Origin of the sequence: Vibrio sp. Sgm 5, from assembly GCF_026241575.1 — a bacterium.
Taxonomy (GTDB): Bacteria; Pseudomonadota; Gammaproteobacteria; order Enterobacterales; family Vibrionaceae; genus Vibrio; species Vibrio jasicida.
Genome location: NZ_JAPHPY010000048.1, coordinates 1 through 19,894, shown reverse-complemented (window position 1 = coordinate 19,894; position 19,894 = coordinate 1). Strand labels below are relative to the sequence as shown.

The window sequence follows — 19,894 nt, the reverse complement described above, 5'->3', positions numbered from 1 at the left end:
TCGCTCACAATCTTGAGAATGAAACAGGAATTAATTCATAACGTTACCTATCACCGTCGTTACCAAGCGATGATCAGAACCATTTGGATGGCTTGTCGACTTGCGAGAACAAATGGTCCTCTCTACGCTTTCCGATTTAAGCCAGAGGTGATCAATCCCTATCATGGCGAAAGCAGGTACAGGCAAACCTTTCACTGATGTTGGCCAACTGGCTACGGGTTGAGTTTGGAAACGAGAAAACAGCCCATTAAACCTCGGGCTTGCAGCAGAAAGATTGAAATCCCCTATCACGATCATTTCCGGTGTTGGGTACAAATCAGTAAGGGTTTCTATGGTTCGAATCAGGGCATTGCGGCGTTGCCATAACGGCTCTGTTCTTGGCGAGGGAGGATGCGCCGTCATTAAAGTAATAGGGTTGTCCACTTGCCATGTTGCTCGAATCACCTCTTGACCATCTGGGGTGTGATAAATCGAAACAGGCTCCAAAGGATTGCGGCTCAAAATCATCTGATTTGACGGGTAACCAACGCCGCGCTGGCCGCCGTAATAGAAAGGATAAATGTCGTCGAGAAGATGAAGCTTCTCCCCCACTTGAGGCGAGAGCTCTTGCATCACAACCAAATCCGCAGGGTGTTTAAGCAAGTAATTAATGAGCTGATTGATGTCCGGATTTTCGTAGAACAGGTTGAATTGGACTATCGTCAGCGGATTTTCGCAGGTTTGGTTGTTTGTGATTTGAGTGGGTAAGAGAAACGCAATAGAAGCGAAGCCGATTAAAGCAGAGAAAATGGCTTTCGCCCAGTGACGACAAACCAAAAGTACCAGAGCAAAACCTAGGTAGACGAATAAAAGGAAAGCGGGAATCGAGGTTAGATTCTCCGACCACCAAATATCATGATATTGCCTTGCCACCAGCCAAATTGAAGCGGGTAAAAACAACACAATCCATTGAATGACTCTCAGCACACGCACGGCTCATTTAGCGATTACATATCATAAGCTTATATGTAATCGCCCAACTCGCCAGTGCGCTGCTGAACTGTATCTAAACAGATTGGCTTAAATGGAATGAACCGCTTCCGTTGCAGGCTCCGTAAGTAGCGTCTTTTCGCTCACTTCCACTTTAACCGCAGCGACCTTGAACTCAGGGATCTTCGCATGCGGGTCCGTCGCCGTTGTCGTTAAACGGTTCACCGGGGATTCAACAAAGTGGAATGGAATGAACACCACACCTTTTTGAATACGCTTAGTCACAAAGGCATCAATCTCAATGCTGCCGCGACGTGTAGACACGGTCAAACGCTGACCATTACTGATGCCAAGCGCTTCTGCGTCTTCCACGCTCACCATCGCTCGTGGGCCAGCAAGGTTATCCAACCCTTTGGTCTTACGCGTCATGGTGCCAGTGTGGAACTGCTCAAGTACGCGACCCGTCGTTAACACAAGTGGGTACTCTTCATCTGGCAGCTCAGCCGCATAACGGAACGGTACGCCCACCATTTGCCCTTTACCACGAGTAAACTGGGTTTGGTGCATGATACGAGTACCCGCAGGGTTGTTCTTGTTGCTTGGCCATTGCACACCGTTTGGCGTAATCGCATCCCAACGAAGACCCGCGTATTGAGGTGTCACGCGTGCGATTTCATTGGTGATATCAGACACGCAGTGGTAATCCCAATCACTGCCCATGGCATTGGCAATTTCTTGAATAATCCACCAATCTTCTTTCGCTTCACCCGGTGCCGTTACGACCGGATTCACACGCTGTACACGACGTTCTGTATTGGTGAAGTGACCCGCTTTCTCTGCAAACGAGCAAGAAGGCAGAACTACATCCGCGTATTGCGCAGTTTCCGTTAGGAAGATGTCTTGAACCACCAAGAAATCGAGCGCTTCTAAACCTTCAATCACATGCGCTTGGTTCGGGTCACTCAACACTGGGTTCTCACCCATGATGTACATACCACGAACGTCACGATGGCAAGCTGCGTCAATGATTTCTGTCAGGGTTAGACCTTGCTCAGAAGGCAGATTTGGCGCGTTCCATTCAATCGCAAACTTCTGACGCACAATTGGGTTGTATACCTTTTGGTAGCCCGGGAAGCTGTTTGGCAAAGCGCCCATATCACACGCGCCTTGCACGTTTGATTGACCACGCAGCGGGTTGATACCACCACCTTCAATACCGATGTTGCCACACAGCAATTGCAGATTAGCGATAGAACGCACGTTGTCATGACCTGTCGTGTGCTGAGTAATACCCATCGAGTAGTAAACAGCCGTACGATCTGCCGTACCGATCATGCGCGCCATTGCTTGAATGTCTTCGGCTTTTACGCCCGTAACCAACTCCACTTTATCGAGGTTATAAGCTGGTGACATCACTTCTTGCAGTAAGGTATCAAAGCCGTCGACACGTTCTTCGATGTACTCTTGATCGTACCAACCGTTCTTGATGATCTGCTGCATGACGCCGTTCAAGAGCATCACATCCGTACCCGGACGGTGCGCCATATACAGCTCTGCATGCTCTGCCATATCGACACGTTTCGGGTCAGCCACAATCAAACGAGCACCGTGGTGACGAATTGCTTGTTTGATATGTGAAGCGATAATCGGGTGCGCTGATGTGGTATCCGAACCAATAATAAAGATCACATCCGAGTGCTTAATGCTCGGAATGTCGTTGGTCATTGCACCACTACCGAGTGATGCCTCAAGACCGGTTACACTCGATGCGTGACACAAACGCGCACAGTGGTCGACGTTATTGGTGCCCAGCTCACGACGGACAAATTTTTGGAATGCGTAGTTGTCTTCGTTAGTGGTTTTCGCTGAAGAGAAACCCGCCAATGCGTTGCTGCCAAAATCTTGCTTGATGCCAGAGAACTTGTTCGCAATCAGTTGAATCGCCTCTTCCCAGCTTGCAGGCTGCAACCAACCATCTTTACGGATCAATGGCGTGGTAAGACGCTCTTCACTGCCAATGAAATCAAAACCAAAGCGCCCTTTCACACACAGCATTCCTTGGTTCACTGGCGAGTCACCGCCCTTCACGTAACGAATCGTATTGGTTGTTTCGTCCACGAACATAGTCAACTTACAACCCACACCACAGTATGTACAAATGGTGTCGACCGCTTTCAGATCTTCAGTACGGCCTTGAGAACGGTCACGACTATCGACCATTGCACCCGTTGGACACACTTGAACACACGCGCCACATTGCACGCAGTTCGAATCGCCCATTAGGGTTAAGCCATTCTTATTACTTCCAAAGTGTGGACGATCGTCAGGACGTAATACCGGGCGACCTTGTTTGTCGCACACAAAGTTCAGTACACCGTGCACGGCTTTGTCGCGACACGCTTGGATGCACTGACCACAACTAATACAGCGGTTGGCATCAAACTCAATAAACTCAGAGCTACGGTCAACTTCGTACTTATGACGCAAGTCTTTCGCACGAAGATCTAACCAATCTTGATGCGATTTAATCTGCAAGGAGAAGTCAAAGCTTTGCTCAGCCTCATATTCGGTGGAGTAATCACGCAGCGAACAATCGGTATTTGCCTGACAGCCACATTCTAGACAGCGCGCTGCTTCTTTCATTGCTTCTTCGTTATCAAAACCCAACTCCACTTCAGCGAAGCTTTGCTCGCGTTGTGCTGGAGTCAGCTCAGGCATGATAGATCGAGCGACTTTCTGGATGTTCTCGAAGTGAAGCGGATCGACTTGAGAGAGCTTCTTCTCTTTACGCGAGTTGAACGCTGCCTTTGGCATATCCGCCACATCACCATTCAAAAACAAGTCAATCGCTTTTGCCGCAACGCGACCATCACCCACGGCTTCAACTGCCGTTGCTGGACCACGGCGAAAATCACCAATACTGAAGATGTTACCCGTGCCTGTGTGCATGGTCTTTTCATCTGCATCGGAGGTGTTCCAACGCGTAAGCGGAATCGACAAATCTTCGCCCTCTAGGAAGCTCAGATCTGGCTTTTGCGATACTGCCGCAATCACGGTGTCGAACTCTTCGGTAAAGAACTCACCGGTTGGTTTAGGGCTTCGACGACCAGATGCATCCGGCTCACCCAACGCCATGCGCTCTAGACGAATCGCATTCACGCGTCCGGTTTCATCGGCAAGGTTTTCTGCAGGGTTGGTCAAGAAGTGGAATTTCACCCCTTCGTGTTCCGCTTCAACAATCTCGTAGTCTTCTGCCGGCATTTCGTCACGGGTACGACGGTAAATCAACGTGGTGTCTGCACCAGCACGACGCGCAGTACGAGCACAGTCAATTGCCGTGTTACCACCACCGATCACCGCGACTTTCTGACCCGTTACATAGTTTTGCTCAGTGACGTAATCTTTAAGGTAATCAACGCCTAAGTAGCAACCTTCAAGGTCACTGCCTGTGTAATGCATTTCAACCGCTTGAGACGCGCCGACAGCTAAACACACCGCATCGTATTCTTCGCTCAATTGAGAAAGCGTGAAATCCACACCCAGCTTTTGATTAGTGTGAACTTGCATGCCATTACGGCACATCAGTTCGATTTCTTTATCGAGAATGTCTTTTGGCAAACGGTATTCTGGGATGCCATAACGCAACCAACCGCCCGCTTTTGGCATGGATTCAAAGACCGTAACGTCATAGCCTTCGTTCGATAGGTAGTAGCCAGCCGTTAGACCACCAGGACCACTGCCGACGACGGCAATGTTCAAACCTTTGCTTGGTTTCTTTTCTGGTACATAGGCTTCATGCGCAGACAAATCCGCATCCGCGGCATGACGTTTTAGCTGACGAATTGCAATAGGCTCATCGACTAACGAGCGGCGACATTCGCTCTCACAGAATGCAGGGCACACACGACCAATCGATAGCGGCATTGGAAGCGTACGCTTAATCACTTCAATCGCTTTTTGATGATCGTTCTGTGCGATGTGATAAAGGTACGATTGGATATCAACGCCCGCTGGACACGCGGTTTTACATGGCGCTTCACAATCGGCGTAATGGTCCGTCATGATGCGGTTGAGTGCTTTTCTGCGGTGCTCGCTTAATTGTTCTGATTGCGTGACCACATTAAGGCCGCGGTAAACTTCGAGTTCACACGCACGCTTAGTACTGCCGCTTTCGACTTCAACCACACACAAGTCACACGGTACTTTTTCATTACTTTTGTTCATTCCGCACAGCGATGGGATCTCGACCCCACACACTTTTGCTGCTTCTAAAAGGGTTAGACCCTCTTCTACAATTCTATATTTTCCATCGATGACAATTTCTATCATGCAACCCCCGCAGCAAAGCAAATCCAAATCTGCACAAGTAAAACCATGCATTCTATAAGGATAATCATTTGTAAGACAAGTTAGTGTGATGTAAAACTTATAAACCACATTTTTCACGTGTCATAAAAAGCGAGAGCTTTTTTCGCTAACTTTCAACACTCGGTGTTTAACAAACGTTTTACTCCCTCGAAAGTGCGAAAACTGAAGGGGTGGACTATTTTGATAATAAGAGCAATAAATGATTGACCTTACCCTTAGGTTAACCTTTAGAATCGAAGGGTTTTCATCATTTTCATCAAACACATGGGAAAGGGTATGCACTTAAAATCGCTGCATACAATCTGGTTAACTCTCTTCACGACGCTAGTACTATTGGTATCTAGTGTGGCGAACAGTGAGCCGTTGATGAATATTCAAATGATGTCTACTGGCATGGCTCACCATCCTTCTATGATGAGTGACAGCGAACACTGCGGTATGCCTGGCATGATGGACGTCTCCATAACTGACGCTTCTATGTCCGAAGATGGCGATGCAAGAGAAACCAGCATGAACTGTGGTGGAGGCTCCGGCATGGTTCATACCTGCTGTACTGCCGCGTGTACGATAGTTTTCGTCCCCCTACCGAATCCTAACAATAGCCCAATGCCCGTCGTCTATCGCGCAACCATTACTCCTGAAGTTGCTTCCCCAGTCGTACACGTCAGCCGCGACCTGTACCGACCTCCTATAGCCTAAATCCGTCCTAGCATTCGACCCTGCGCGTGTATCGCAGGTTGTTTTAATGCGCCTGAACGAGGAGGTAACAAGGCTTTACTGTTCCCGCAATAAAATCCGCACCTCCATCGATCCGGCGAACACTGGATTTAGATTATGGATATCAAACCATACCGCTTAGCTGCACCTATTTTTATGGTGGCTCTGGTCGCTGCGCCAACCTTGGTTAACGCCGCAGGTAAAGAAACGCACGCAGCGCAAAATTCCGCATCAAGTGAGCGAGCTTCAACGACCAAGCTTGCCCAACTGATCAAAGTCGCTTTGAGTAATGATGGCAATCGTAAGCAATATTCAGCGCAATCTGCTGCCATGCGTGAAACGGGCGTCGCGAGTGCGACCTTAATGGACCCAAAACTGAAAGTCGGTTTTGGTGGCTTACCTGTCGACAGTTTCAAATTCGATGAAGACCCAATGACCAACATCTCCGTTGGTTTAATGCAACAATTTGAGCGTGGCTCGACGCTTGATTTACAGCAGAAGAAAGCCAATCAAAAAGCCGACGGCCTTGGGCTTCAAGTGCATGCTCGTGAGCTTGAGGTAGCCAACAGCATGACTCAACTTTGGTTAGAGCTTGGTTACCAGCAACGCGCTGAACAAATCATGCTTGAGAATCGCAAGTTGATGAAGGAGATGGAAAGCTTTATTCAAACCAACTATTCGATTGGTAAGAGCGAAGCGCAAGACCTACTCAACGCTCAATTACAAGTCAGCAAGTTGGATGAGAAACTGCAAGCCAACGCACAAATGCAACGTCGTCTTATCTCTCAACTCTCCGAATGGTTGGGATCAGATTGGTTGGCAAACGAACAGGCTCTGCACGCGAGCAATCAATTGAACTGGGAGACACTGAACAGCAAACTTGCTGCGAGTCAGGGTTCCACCAAGCATTATCAGCAACTCAGCCAACACCCGATGGTTAAGATGGCCGACGTCAGCATTTCTGCCAATAAAACGCAGGTGGAAATTGCTGAGCAAGCCTACAACCCACAATTTGGCGTCGAAGTAATGTACGCCTACCGCCAAGCCGACAACATGATGGGTGAGCCCGCCTCTGATTTGGTTAGCGCTTACCTCACCATGGACATTCCGCTGTTCACAGGTGACCGCCAAGATCGCAATCTTGCTGCCGCTCAATACCAAGTTGGCGCGGCACAATCACAAAAGGACACCTTACTAACGCAGATGAATGCCAAGGTGAACACTTTGCTGGTTGATCGCGGCAACTTAACCCAGCGTTTAGAACGTTATCAATCCACCTTATTGCCTCAAGCGAAAGCGCGCATTCAAGCCGTTGAGCGGGGTTATCAAAACAACACAGCGCAGTTTAACGATGTAATTTCTGCCACCACAGACGAGTTGGCTCTGCAATTAGAGCAACAACGTCTGCTGACCGATCTCAACATCGCAAACAGCAATTTAGCCACCCTACTCGGTGGTTTCGACTACCAAGTGGCTTCACCGGAAGCTCGCTCTATTTCGACATATTAATTTGTGATTCCCCAAGACAGTTGGGGCTACAGCTAGGCGGCAAACGAGAGAATCCCATGAGCACTTTCCCTAACAAACTAAGGGATCCTCTATGTGATTTGGGTGAACGAGAGCAGGCAACAACGCTGTAGCGTCAAATGTGAAGGGGAAAATAAGGTAAAACAATGAAAACATTTAAGATTGCAACCATCGCGCTGATTGTTGGTGGTGCTTTAGGGTTTGGTGCTAATCATTTTCTTACGGGCTCAACTCATGACATGAGTGCGATGGGTGGCGAGTCTGCTGTAAGCTCTAATGATCCGCTTTACTGGGTTGCCCCAATGGATCCGAACTACAAACGCGACAAGCCGGGTAAGTCCCCAATGGGCATGGATTTGATTCCGGTTTACGCAGAAGACCTATCCGGTGAACAAGACGCACCGGGTACAGTGACTATTGACCCTTCAGTAGAGAACAACCTCGGGGTTAAAACCGCAAACGCGACATTGCAGCAGTTGTCACCACGCATCGAAACGGTTGGTTATATTGCCTTTGATGAAAGTCTGTTATGGCAAACCAACGTTCGTGTGGCGGGTTGGGTAGAAAAACTCTACATCAATGCCGTGGGTGAGAAAGTGAAAAAAGGCGATGTGCTGTTCACGCTCTACTCTCCAGAACTGGTTAAAGCACAAGAAGAATTGCTGAATGCGTACCGCACTGGCCGCAAAGGTCTTGTAAAAGGCGCGACCGAACGCTTGGTAACGCTTGGGGTTGACCGTGCTCAAATCAAATCCATTACTCGTAGTGGTAAAGCATCACAAACCATTGAAATCAAAGCACCTGCTGATGGCGTTATCGCGAGCTTAAACGTGCGAGAAGGTGGCTATTTGTCCCCTGCTCAAGCGGTGATCAGTGCCGGTCCTTTGGACAATGTTTGGGTTGATGCGGAAGTCTTTGAGCGTCAAGCACACTGGATGAAAGCGGGTTCTCAAGCCACGATGACCCTTGACGCGATTCCGGGCAATGAATGGCAAGGTGTCGTGGATTACGTGTACCCAATCCTTGATCCGAAAACACGTACGTTGCGTGTGCGCCTTAAATTCCCTAACCCAGATGGCGCATTGAAGCCAAACATGTTCGCCAATATTGCCTTGCAGCCTGTTACTGACGACGCAGTATTAACGATTCCTAAATCATCTGTTATTCGCTCTGGCGGTATGACTCGCGTTGTTCTGGCGGAAGGTGATGGCAAATACCGTTCTGCTCGAATTGAAGTTGGCCGCGAAGCTGGCGAACAAATCGAAGTATTACAAGGACTTAAACAGGGCGATAAGATCGTTACTTCATCTCACTTCATGCTCGACTCTGAATCAAGCCAGTCGGCAGATCTGTCTCGCATCAATGGTGTAGAAGTAGCGGCAGAAACGGCATGGGCCAAAGGTGAGATCACGGATGTGATGAAAGATCACCGCATGCTGACCATCAACCACCAACCTGTACCAGAATGGGATTGGCCGGGCATGGTAATGAACTTCACTTTCACAGATGGCGTTGAAATGGGTGACTTGAAAAAAGGTCAGGCTATCGAATTTGAAATGCAAAAGACGGAGTCCGGTCAGTACCAAATCGTTGACTATAAGGCAGACAACAGCGTCATTGCAGCAGAAGTTTGGCTAACTGGTGACATTAGCATGCTGATGGCTGATTTTGGCATGATCACCTTAAACCACCTACCGGTTGCAGAATGGAACTGGGATGCTGGCGAGATGAACTTCTCTGTGGGTGAAGACGTTGATCTATCGGGTTTTGAAGAAGGACAGAAAGTTCGGTTTCTAGTTGAAAAACAAGGATCTGACTACGTTCTTAAACAGCTAGTTCCTGCAACAACAACCGTCGAGGGTTAATTATGATCAATGCTATTATTCGTTGGTCACTGAGCAACCGATTCCTAGTGTTGGTCGCGACCTTAGCCCTTGTATTAGGCGGACTTTACAGTGTAAAGAATACGCCTGTTGATGCCATTCCGGATCTTTCTGATGTGCAAGTGATCATCAAGACAAGCTATCCGGGTCAGGCTCCTCAAGTCGTCGAGGATCAAGTTACTTACCCACTCACCACCGCCATGCTTGCCGTGCCGGGTGCTGAGACGGTTCGTGGCTACTCTTTCTTTGGTGACTCTTACGTTTATATCATTTTCAACGATGATACCGACATGTACTGGGCACGTTCACGCGTGTTGGAGTACTTAAGCCAAGTAGCACCAAAGTTGCCACCGAACGCAAAACCAACCCTAGGTCCTGATGCAACGGGCGTGGGCTGGGTTTACAGCTACGTATTACAAGACAAAACCGGCAAGCATGATTTAGCGGATCTTCGCAGCCTGCAAGACTGGTTCTTGAAGTACGAATTGCAAACCGTTGATGGCGTTTCTGAAGTCGCTACCGTGGGCGGTATGGTGAAGCAGTATCAAGTGCAGATTGACCCTGCCAAGCTGCGTGCTTACAACCTCACTCTGCAACAAGTGAACATGGCAATCCAAAACGGTAACCAAGAAACCGGCGCGTCCGTTATCGAAGTTGCGGAAGCCGAACACATGGTTCGTACCACGGGTTACCTAACCAGCATTGAAGACATTAAATCACTGCCTCTCAAAGTCACTGAGAAAGGCACACCGTTGCTATTAGGAGACATCGCAGACATTAACCTTGGTCCACAAATGCGTCGTGGTATCTCAGAGCTGAATGGCGAAGGTGAAGCGGTCGGTGGCGTAATCGTGATGCGCTTTGGTGAGAACGCCAGTGAAGTGATTGCGAAAGTCAAAGACAAACTCGCAGACCTACAACGCAGCCTGCCAGAAGGCGTGGAAATTGTTGCAACCTACGACCGCTCTACCCTTATCGATTCAGCGGTAGAAAACCTCTGGAAGAAGCTTGCAGAAGAGTTCATCGTCGTTGCGATTGTGTGTGCGCTGTTCTTGTTCCACATTCGTTCTTCATTGGTTATCGCTCTGAGTCTACCGGTTGGCATTCTCACCGCGTTTATCGTAATGCATTGGCAAGGCATCAACGCCAACATCATGTCCTTAGGTGGTATTGCGATTGCCATCGGTGCCATGGTGGATGGTGCAATCGTGATGATTGAAAACGTTCACAAGCACATTGAACGAACGCCACTGACCGACAAAAACCGCTGGCAAGTAATAGGTAAAGCCGCAGAAGAGGTCGGCGCACCGCTGTTCTTCTCATTGCTGATCATCACTCTTAGCTTCGTACCGGTGTTCGCCTTAGAAGGCCAAGAAGGCAAGATGTTCTCGCCACTTGCCTTCACTAAGACATACGCCATGGCAGCGGCAGCAGGTTTGGCAATCACACTCGTCCCCGTTCTTATGGGCTACTTCATCCGCGGTAAGGTGTTACCAGAACACAAAAACCCAGTTAACCGTGGCTTGGTCGCGTTGTACCGTCCGTTGCTGAACACCAGCTTAAAATACCCTAAGACCATGATTGTTATCGCATTAGGTCTGATGGCATCGGCTTACTACCCAACCAGTAAACTGGGTAGCGAGTTCATCCCGCCGCTGGATGAAGGCGACTTGATGTACATGCCAACGACCTATCCGGGTATCTCAATTGGTAAGGCGCGTGAGCTTCTACAACAAACCAACAAGCTGATCAAAACCGTTCCAGAAGTGAAAACCGTATGGGGCAAAATTGGCCGAGCTGAGACCGCAACCGATCCAGCGCCACTCACCATGATTGAAACCGTGATTCAGTTGAAGCCACGCGATCAATGGCGTGAAGGGGTAACAACCGAGTCACTGCGCAAAGAGTTCGACAAGCTGGTTCAGTTCCCTGGTCTTACTAACGCTTGGGTAATGCCTATCAAAACGCGTATCGACATGCTAGCAACGGGCATCAAAACCCCAATCGGCATTAAGATCGCCGGGCCCGATCTAAAAGTGATTGAGAAGATCGGTTCTCAGCTGGAGCCAATTCTTAATGGCGTACAAGGTACAGCATCGGTTTACGCAGAACGTGTAGCAGGTGGTCGTTATATCACGATCGACATTAAACGTCGTGCCGCAGCGCGTTATGGCTTGAGCATCAAAGACGTTCAGCAGGTGATCTCCACTGCGGTGGGTGGCATGAATGTGGGTGAAACCATCGAAGGCTTGGAGCGTTACCCAATCAACGTTCGTTACCCACAAGACTACCGCGACTCAGTGGTAAAACTGCAAAACCTACCGTTAGTGACACCCAATGGCGCTCGTATTGCGCTGGCTGACGTAGCGGACATTCGTTACGAAGACGGCCCTCCAATGATTAAAACGGAAAACGCGCGTCCAAACGGCTGGGTATTTGTCGATATCGATGGTCGTGACCTTGGTTCTTACGTCGTAGAAGCACAACAAGTCGTGGCCGATCAACTAGAACTTCCTGCGGGTTACTCACTGGCTTGGTCTGGTCAATACGAATACATGGAACGTGCGAAAGATCGCTTGAGTGTCGTGGTGCCAATCACCATCGCCATCATTATGTTGCTGCTTTACTTCAGCTTCCGTCGTGTCGGCGAAGTGATGATCATCATGCTTACCCTACCGCTCGCTATGGTTGGTGGTTTGTGGCTCATGCATATCCTCAACTACAACTTCTCGATTGCCGTTGGGGTCGGCTTTATTGCCCTAGCAGGCGTCGCGGTTGAAATTGGGGTCATCATGCTCGTCTACCTCAACCAAGCATGGCACTACAAAAAGCTGGATGCGGAAGAGAGCCAACAGAAGCTTGAGGCGAAAGACCTAACCGATGCCATTCGTGAAGGTGCAGGCCTGCGTGTCCGCCCAGTAATGATGACGGTACTGACGGTCATTATTGGTCTGATTCCGATCATGTACGGCGAAGGGACAGGATCAGAAGTGATGCAACGTATCGCTGCACCAATGATTGGCGGTATGGCATCAGCACTGCTGCTGACGCTGTTAGTGCTTCCAGCCATCTTCAAGCTGTGGAAACAACGTGAGTTGCGCCCAAGCAATGCGACTAATCACCAAGCTAGCACTCAAGCTAGTGATGTAAACAACAACGCTTAATCCCTACCTTCCTCTCAAACATGCCGTTTGAGGGGAAGCAACCAAGTTATTAATGAATTAAAACAAGGATATAAAAATGAAAAAGACACTAATCACTCTTGCTCTAGCCCTAACAACAACGACTGCGTTTGCCCAAATGGATCATTCAAACATGGACCACGGCAGCATGAAGATGGACCACAGTAAAATGGACCATTCAAACATGATGGATATGCCGGGCATGTCGGCAGTAGGTATGTCAGCGAAAGGGGCAAAGCCAGACAAGGTGGTACACGTAATCTTGGGTGATGACATGACCATCAAGTTCAAGAAAGACGTCAAGATTGAGCCAAACGATGTGGTGCAATTTGTGGTGATGAACACAGGTAAGATCAATCACGAGTTTACGATAGGTTCGGCAAAAGAACAGCTAGAGCACCGCGAAATGATGAAGACAATGACTGGCTATCACATGCACGATTCGGGTAACTCTGTGACAGTAGAGCCGGGTAAAGCGAAGCAGTTGTTATGGCATTTCCACGGTGACAACAACGTTGAGTTCGCGTGCAACATTCCGGGCCATGCAGAAGCAGGCATGACGAAGAACATTACGCTGTAAATCGTACTTGCACACCAAAAAGGAGCTGACATTTCAGCTCCTTTTTTCTCTCTGAATCCATACTTATGTATTAGCATCGGCTCAGAAGTTATAGGCTGCCATGACTCGAACCGCCATCTCATCTTCCTCCGACAAGCTGATGTCCTCGTCAATTTTGTAGCCTTCAACAATAAGTCCAACGCTGGCAATATCGACTTTGACACCTAAGGTTGGTTCAAAATTGTTTTGGCTGTCTGTGTCGATATACTCACCCGTCTCTTCTTCGAAATACTCAATTTCGACATTGTTGTAATTCAAACCGATACGCGGCGTTATCGCCAACACATCGTTTACGCGAATTTCGTAGCCCAACGCAGTATGTAATCCCCAAACTTGCTTCTCTGCCCAATGCGTCCCGAAGTGCTCTTGCTCACCACTGTCTATCGGTGCGTTGAAGCCAAGTGACCAATTGATATTGGGTAACACTTCTGCGCCCATCTCTACACTCAAGACCTCATGCTTATCCAAAAACGTCACGCCACCCGCGATAAAGGGTTCTCTCTCTTCTGCAAATACTGGAGCACTTAGCAAAAGCACCAAAATGAATAAGCCAACCAGATCTTTAAGCATCACACCTCCGAGCTATGAATACGTCGATTTACCACTCTCAGAATACGTGGATTACGTGCGCATTTTTGACGGTTAAGAGACTCAAATTTGAACCTTAAATCAACACACAATGTCGTATTAATCGATGTGTTTTTTATTTAAAGGGCTCTTGTGAAACACTCTATCGACCTCAATCTATACCGCTTTTTGCATTTGATCTTTGAACAAAAATCGATGCCTAAAGTGTGTCATACACTCGATATCAGTCGAGCAACATTTAATCGCCAATTAGCCGATTGCCGAGTGTTGTTTGGAAATGAGTTGTTTATCGCCAATAAGGGGCTTTACCAACCTACGTTGTTTTGCAGCCAACTGATGAGTCTTATTGAAGAACCGCTTGAACAGCTAGAGTCAGCGCAGACTCAAATCAATGTACTTGAAGCCGCCTCTCAACCAACGCAATTTCGTTTCTTCGTCCCTAATCCTCTTAGTGCTCTTCTAACCACTCCTTTACTAGAGTTGCTTGAGCAACATGAAAATGTTGACGATTTTTCTATGGTTGACTGGAATTTAGACGGCATTGAGTTTCCCAAAGCAGGGTCACTTGCAGTTGGGATTTCAGGTTACCCTTCGGTGATGAATGAGCGTGTGGTAGAAAGAAAAATTGGCGAACTTGGCCTGTATCTCTATACCTCAAAGAGCAATCCACTCTGGCAAGCAGAACAAATTGATATTCTGCGCTTACAAAGTGAAAAGTTAGTACGAGTATCCATGGGCGCGCTCGATGACGCAATTTACTATGAGAGAGTGAAACGTCAGTTGGGTTTCGCGCTAACCAAACGCCTCACCGTCCCCTCTGTTCATGCAGCGTTGGACTGGCTAACAAAAACCGATTACGTGATGATTTGCTTTACTTTGCCTGACTCAGTGTTACCACAAAACATCAAAAAGATTCCGTTGATTCAAAACAATCAACAGATGTATTTCGATATTGGTTTGCAATTTCACCGTGGCTATTATCAACACCCAACGATAGTGAAATTAGAAAAGCACCTATCCGATATTCTCAACGATTTGTAACTTCAATGGTCATTACTGGCATACTGGACATACAAAAAAGCCGCCCGGTATAGGCGGCAAACAAGCAGTGTGTGCAGTAAAAATAAAACGACAAAAATATAAAGGTCGATGAAAAACGTTAGAAGTTGAAGCTCAACGTAGCGCGAACCACATCTTCTTCAAATTCTTTACCATTGATCGGGTTAACCGCTGAGTCGTTGATCTTACCGTAATCAACCGTTAGGCCAACCATACGCCAGTTAACCGTACCGCCAACAGAAGCGTAAACACTATCGATGTTCATGCTCTGGCCTGAGTGGGTGCCGCTATTGATATCAACGTCCGCATTAAAGTAGTTGATACCAAGCTTAGGAATGATATCGAACTCAGCAATTTCAAAGCGGTAGCCAATGTTCGCGTACATGCCCCAAGCGTCTTGATCGTTCTTTACGGGCATATCAATTGCGTCAGAACCAACAAAAATACCACCGCCGGTGACAATGTTGTTACCCACATCGCGGCTGTAACCCAAGGTATACATTTCGTGGTCGCCAACGAAGGTCGCACCCGCTTCAATTGAGTTGTTGCGGCCTTCTGCCAATGCGTGGCTAGAAGCGGTCACTGTTGCCAATGTTGTCAGCGCTAGAATGCGTTTTGATGTGATAGTCATCTTTACTCTCTCGGTTTGGATTTGCTTATTACCCTACCCATTTCTGAATATCGAAATTGAGGCTTAAAAAGCTCACCGCTGAGCTAACTCATGACTAACAATCTTGACACTTAGCGCATAATAAATAGCTCTTCGTGATAACTCTGCTCAATATTAAATTGATACGCATCTAGCTCTTTTTTCAGTGTTTTTGAGAAAGCTTCTGGTCCACAGAAATACATTTCATACTGGTTCAAATCACCACACTGAGCCGCAATACGCTCAGCATTCAAACGTGGCGATTTCATGGTATCTATCACGTGCAGTTTGACGCTTGCTTGGTGCGCTAAGTGCCACAGTTCATCGACCAACTGACCGTCGATACCGCGACTGCAGTAAAACAAATGAACGTCGCTAGTTTGCGCTTGCACTTTCAATGCTTCCAAAGCAGCAAAGAAAGAAGCAATCCCTACCCCACCAGCAATCCAGATTTGAGGTTTCTCTAAATCAAATTCTAAACGTCCGTAGGGCCCTTCTACCATTACAGCATCGTCCGCTTTTACGCGCTCATACAAGCCGGTAGTAAAATCGCCTAGCTCTTTGATTAGGAAACGTAATTCATCACTTTCACTGCCAGAGACGATGGTGAACGGATGCGCATCTTCATCACCAAAACGTAAGTAAGCAAATTGCCCCGCTTTGTGCCCTTGCCAAGCCCCATTTGGTTTCACGACCAATTCCATCACTTCAGCTAGAGGGAAATAACGTGTCGACGCCACAACCGCAGAATGTTTATTACGGCGACCAACAAAGCCAAACAAACTGTAAAGTGCGGCAACCGAACCGACGACTGCAAAACCAACAGTAAGATAGTAAATAGGCTCGCCCCAATACGCGCGTTTGAGCAGCAGTACGGAGTGAATCGCAATCAGTAGATACGCCACCGACATAAAGCGGTGCGATAGTTTAAAGGGTTTGTATTTCACTGCGCCCCATAGAGAAATCACCAGCAAAACCAACAGCATGTAAAAGCCCCACTCACCCATGCCTTGAGCAAGGTCGCGCAGACCATGAACCCAAGCTTCGATTCCAGAGAGGTTACCCTCCGGCCCTGTACCTGTGTGTTTCTCTGGTCTTGCTAATACACCAGACATGACTAACCATTTCGGCACTTGATACCAAAGCCAGTGCGCAAGACCTAATGCAACGCCACCAATGCCGAGCCATTTATGCACTCGATACGCTTTGTCCATGCCGTGCAGCCAGTTTTCAACCACAGGAAGACGCATTGCCAACACCATGGCGATCGACATCAGCATCAAAGACAGAATGCCTGAATATTGGATCATGGCAGATCGCCATTCAAAGACATTGGTAGAAGAGAAAAGCTGCGGTTCCATCGCAAACCATAATACGGACATCGCGGCGATCATTGCCCAGATGAGATTGCGGAATGTTTTCATGATTGGTTACTCGGTTAATCGACAACTTTACTTTAGCGCTTCACATGTAAAGCAACGTCAATAAGAGTAAAAGCGGGTAAAGCTCGACATATGCAAGGATTCCTACAGAAAAAAGACAATAATCTAACAGTCATTAGAGTATTCACTCGTTATAGTTCCGGCTAAATTCGCCAAGATGCGAACTGGAATAAATAACACTAAGAAAATCAATAATGAAAAAGCTATTTCTGCTACTCGGATTGTTAGTCTGTTCGAGTGCAACATACGCCGCCAAACTGAACGAAGACATCTCTGCCATCGAACAACACATCGCGGGTCGAATCGGTGTGGCGATTTGGGATACACAAAGTAACGAGCATTGGGATTACCGAGGCGATGAACGCTTCCCGATGATGAGTACCTTCAAAACTCTTGCCTGTGCCACAATGCTGAATCAAATGGACACCGGAAAGCTAGATAAAAACGCCACTGCGAAAGTCGAAGAACGTAACATGGTGGTATGGTCACCTGTCATGGATCGTATGGCAGGTCAAACCACCCGCATCGAACACGCGTGTGAAGCAGCGATGCTCATGAGTGACAACACCGCAGCAAATATCGTATTACGCAGCATTGGTGGTCCACGAGGGGTCACGCTCTTTTTACGCTCTCTTGGCGACAAAGCGACGAGGTTGGACCGTTTTGAGCCAAGACTGAATGAAGCCAAACCAGGCGATAAGCAAGACACCACAACACCTAACGCCATGGTAAACACTCTGCACACTCTGCTAGAAGGCGATGCGCTATCTTACGAATCTCGCATCCAACTTAAAATTTGGATGCAGGATAATAAGGTTTCGGATCCACTTATTCGTTCAGTCCTACCGAAAGGTTGGTCGATTGCCGACCGCTCTGGCGCTGGCGGTTTTGGCTCTAGGGGCGTGACAGCGATGATTTGGAAAGAGAATCATAAGCCGATTTATGTCAGCATCTATATCACAGAGACAGACTTGTCATTGCAAGCAAGAAACCAAGTGATTGCTCAGATCAGTCAATTGATTGTCGACCAATACCAAACTTATTAGATCTAACTCAATGATTTTAAACGGAGCCTTTGCGCTCCGTTTTTTTATTTCTCGATTTACATTGACACAAGTAGAACGATCGCTCTACCCCAAAAGTAGAACAATCATTCTACTCATGAGAAGACGCTATGTTGAAAGAACAGATCGCTGCCAGTTTAGAGCAAGCTTTTAGCGAGCTTGGATTTGCCGAGCCTAGTGTGGCACAGCTCAAGACTGCCTGTGGCGTTAGCCTACGCACCTTGTACAAGCATTACCCATCTAAGGAAGACATGATCGTGGCCGCGTTAGAACACCGCCACCAGCGCTACTTAAACTTCCTGCTGGATAACTCGCCACAAGCCGGGCTAGAAGCGACTCAACACGTATTCAACAAGCTCAAACAATGGATGGAAGACTACGCACCGCATGGTTGCATGTCGATGAACGCGATTGCGGCATTTCCCGAGCACGACGTCATCAACCAAACCGTGAAAGCGCACAAAGAAGACGTTCGACAATTTTTGGGTAAACAGAGCCTTCGCCAAGACCTCGCCACGCAGCTGTTCTTATTGCACGAAGGCGTGTCCAGCGCTTGGCCAGTACTGGGTAACGAGGCTCTGAACTCTGCGCAACAAGCTGTTTTAAGATTGCTAAAGGAAGATTAATCATGACAACGCTACCAACCACAATGAAAGGTGTTCTATTGACCGGTCACGGCGGACCAGAAATGTTGGAATACCGCCAAGATATTCCTGTCCCAACACCAAAAGAGAATGAAGTGCTGATTCGTGTATCCGCAGCAGGCGTGAACAATACCGATATCAATACGCGTATCGGCTGGTATTCAAAAGGCGACAGCGATAGCGAGGATGCAAGTTGGAGCGGCAATGCATTGGTTCTCCCACGCATTCAAGGCGCTGACGTCTGTGGCGAGATTGTTGCCGTTGGCGGTATGGTAGATGAACGTCGCATCGGTGAACGCGTTCTGATTGAGCCTTGCTTAAGCGATGTAAATGGCGAAACCATTAATCCACCTTGGTACTTTGGCTCAGAATGCGACGGTGGTTTTGCAGAATACACCGTGATCTCAGCTAAGCACGCCTACCAGCTAAAGACGGATTTGACTGACGTTGAACTTGCGTCTTTCCCATGTTCGTATTCAACGGCAGAAAACATGCTCACTCGCTCTCGTGTTGCCAAAGGAGATCGAGTCCTGATTTCTGGTGCTTCCGGCGGTGTGGGCTCTGCGGCGATTCAACTCGCCAAAGCGCGCGGTGCTACTGTTATTGCCATCACAAGCCCAAGCAAAAATGAACAAGTGCTGGAACTGGGCGCAGGTGAAGTCGTGCCACGTAATGCAAATCTTGTTGAAGCGCTTGGCAATAACAGCGTCGATGTGGTGATTGATTTGGTTGCTGGCGACCAGTGGCCACAGTTTCTTGAAGTCTTGCGCCCGAAAGGTCGTTACGCGGTATCAGGTGCCATTGGCGGTGCGATGGTTGAGCTAGACGTTCGCACTCTGTATCTCAAAGATCTCAGCTTCTTTGGTTGTACCGTCCTTGAGCCTGAAGTGTTTGGAAACTTGGTTCATCATATTGAACAAGGCAATATCAAACCATTAGTCGCACAGACATTCCCACTGGAAGACATCAACCAAGCGCAAGCGGCATTCCAAGAGAAGGGACACGTAGGCAAGATGGTTCTTACCGTGAAGTAATACCTATCTCTACATTAAGGTCTGTTGACCTTTATAGAACGTATTAAAAGCCCCTCTGCAAGTTCATCGCAGAGGGGCTAATTATATGGTCCGCCTCACTCTCAAGCCCTACGCTTAGAGTAGGCTCTCAGAACGAGGTGAACCATATG

At 48.0% G+C, this 19,894-nt stretch carries 14 protein-coding genes; 9 read left to right on the top strand and 5 right to left on the bottom strand.

Annotation, left to right across the window (positions count from 1 at the left end):
* Positions 1 to 30 precede the first annotated feature (30 nt).
* Positions 31 to 966, bottom strand: coding sequence for an endonuclease/exonuclease/phosphatase family protein (locus OQJ86_RS21070; RefSeq protein ID WP_265990011.1), 936 nt, complete (start codon positions 964 to 966; stop codon positions 31 to 33).
* Between the two features lie 93 nt (positions 967 to 1,059).
* Positions 1,060 to 5,298 (bottom strand): formate dehydrogenase subunit alpha, encoded by a 4,239-nt coding sequence (gene fdhF / locus OQJ86_RS21065; protein WP_265990009.1) that lies wholly within the window; start codon positions 5,296 to 5,298, stop codon positions 1,060 to 1,062.
* A 315-nt stretch (positions 5,299 to 5,613) separates the two neighbouring features.
* Here fdhF and OQJ86_RS21060 point away from each other — a divergent pair, with 315 nt between their 5' ends.
* The 5 genes from OQJ86_RS21060 (at position 5,614) to copI (ending at position 13,226) form a co-directional block, all read left to right on the top strand.
* On the top strand, positions 5,614 to 6,036 hold the full coding sequence (locus OQJ86_RS21060) for a hypothetical protein (protein ID WP_265990007.1): 423 nt from the start codon (positions 5,614 to 5,616) through the stop codon (positions 6,034 to 6,036).
* Positions 6,037 to 6,171: 135 nt separating this feature from the next.
* The gene (locus tag OQJ86_RS21055; RefSeq protein WP_265990005.1) at positions 6,172 to 7,563 is read left to right on the top strand and encodes a TolC family protein; all 1,392 of its coding nucleotides are present in this window, start codon (positions 6,172 to 6,174) and stop codon (positions 7,561 to 7,563) included.
* Between the two features lie 164 nt (positions 7,564 to 7,727).
* Positions 7,728 to 9,446: an efflux RND transporter periplasmic adaptor subunit gene (locus tag OQJ86_RS21050; RefSeq protein ID WP_265990003.1), complete on the top strand. Its 1,719-nt coding sequence runs from the start codon at positions 7,728 to 7,730 to the stop codon at positions 9,444 to 9,446.
* Between the two features lie 2 nt (positions 9,447 to 9,448).
* A complete protein-coding gene (locus OQJ86_RS21045) occupies positions 9,449 to 12,628 on the top strand; it encodes an efflux RND transporter permease subunit (protein ID WP_265990001.1) in 3,180 nt (1,059 codons plus the stop codon).
* A gap of 76 nt (positions 12,629 to 12,704) precedes the next feature.
* Positions 12,705 to 13,226, top strand: a complete 522-nt coding sequence (copI, locus tag OQJ86_RS21040) for a copper-resistant cuproprotein CopI (RefSeq protein ID WP_265989999.1) — start codon at positions 12,705 to 12,707, stop codon at positions 13,224 to 13,226.
* A gap of 81 nt (positions 13,227 to 13,307) precedes the next feature.
* Here the strand turns inward: copI and OQJ86_RS21035 are convergent, their stop codons facing one another.
* Positions 13,308 to 13,835 (bottom strand): autotransporter domain-containing protein, encoded by a 528-nt coding sequence (locus OQJ86_RS21035; protein ID WP_265989997.1) that lies wholly within the window; start codon positions 13,833 to 13,835, stop codon positions 13,308 to 13,310.
* Positions 13,836 to 13,985: 150 nt separating this feature from the next.
* Here OQJ86_RS21035 and OQJ86_RS21030 point away from each other — a divergent pair, with 150 nt between their 5' ends.
* Positions 13,986 to 14,894: a LysR substrate-binding domain-containing protein gene (locus tag OQJ86_RS21030; RefSeq protein WP_038865215.1), complete on the top strand. Its 909-nt coding sequence runs from the start codon at positions 13,986 to 13,988 to the stop codon at positions 14,892 to 14,894.
* A gap of 118 nt (positions 14,895 to 15,012) precedes the next feature.
* Here OQJ86_RS21030 and OQJ86_RS21025 read toward each other — a convergent pair whose 3' ends face one another.
* Entirely contained in the window at positions 15,013 to 15,543 is a 531-nt protein-coding gene (locus OQJ86_RS21025; RefSeq protein ID WP_042602548.1) for a hypothetical protein, read from the bottom strand.
* A gap of 110 nt (positions 15,544 to 15,653) precedes the next feature.
* Positions 15,654 to 16,985 (bottom strand): ferric reductase-like transmembrane domain-containing protein, encoded by a 1,332-nt coding sequence (locus OQJ86_RS21020; protein WP_265989994.1) that lies wholly within the window; start codon positions 16,983 to 16,985, stop codon positions 15,654 to 15,656.
* A 212-nt stretch (positions 16,986 to 17,197) separates the two neighbouring features.
* Here OQJ86_RS21020 and blaCARB point away from each other — a divergent pair, with 212 nt between their 5' ends.
* The 3 genes from blaCARB to OQJ86_RS21005 all read left to right on the top strand — a co-directional run bounded on the left by blaCARB (position 17,198) and on the right by OQJ86_RS21005 (position 19,745).
* The gene (gene blaCARB / locus OQJ86_RS21015; protein WP_038865209.1) at positions 17,198 to 18,049 is read left to right on the top strand and encodes a CARB/PSE/RTG family carbenicillin-hydrolyzing class A beta-lactamase; all 852 of its coding nucleotides are present in this window, start codon (positions 17,198 to 17,200) and stop codon (positions 18,047 to 18,049) included.
* Positions 18,050 to 18,177: 128 nt separating this feature from the next.
* Positions 18,178 to 18,693 (top strand): TetR/AcrR family transcriptional regulator, encoded by a 516-nt coding sequence (locus OQJ86_RS21010; RefSeq protein ID WP_042602550.1) that lies wholly within the window; start codon positions 18,178 to 18,180, stop codon positions 18,691 to 18,693.
* 2 nt (positions 18,694 to 18,695) lie between these two features.
* Positions 18,696 to 19,745, top strand: a complete 1,050-nt coding sequence (locus tag OQJ86_RS21005) for an alcohol dehydrogenase family protein (protein ID WP_061035560.1) — start codon at positions 18,696 to 18,698, stop codon at positions 19,743 to 19,745.
* Positions 19,746 to 19,894: the final 149 nt, after the last annotated feature.